Below are 429 nucleotides of genomic sequence, written 5' to 3'. Positions count from 1 at the left end.
TAAATGTTGAGTTGAACGAACGATAGAGGTTACCTCTATAGGTTTTCCATTTTTATACCGTATTGTTATTTGGCTTTTGGCATCTGGTCCTAATTTTCCAGTCTCTCCTTCCTTTTTATGGCGTGCAGCCGCGAGAAGTTTGAGAATTCTATGCGCATAGTAAATGGGTGCAGGCATGAGTTCAGGTGTTTCACGGTAAGCATATCCAACCATGATACCTTGATCACCTGCACCTTCTTCACCATGCCGGTCCATGGCGTTATCAACGGCGCGTGCAATGTCGGTTGATTGAGGGCGTAGAAGAACATCAATTTTAACAGTTTTCCAATGGAAACCGGCTTGTTCATATCCAATTGCACGGATAGCACGACGTGCTACTGTACGAAAACGAGTAGGATTAATGAGTGGGCAACCAGTTTTATCGTAGAT

General features: G+C 43.8%; 1 pseudogene. It reads right to left on the bottom strand.

The features are described 5' to 3' along the window. A pseudogene (locus J7R05_RS08280) lies at window positions 1-429 on the bottom strand (methionine adenosyltransferase); the annotation flags it as partial.

The organism is Bartonella capreoli (assembly GCF_902813205.1).
Lineage (GTDB): Bacteria > Pseudomonadota > Alphaproteobacteria > Rhizobiales > Rhizobiaceae > Bartonella > Bartonella schoenbuchensis.
Note: the sequence above shows the minus strand (reverse complement) of the source record. Positions and strands in the feature narration are given on the sequence as shown.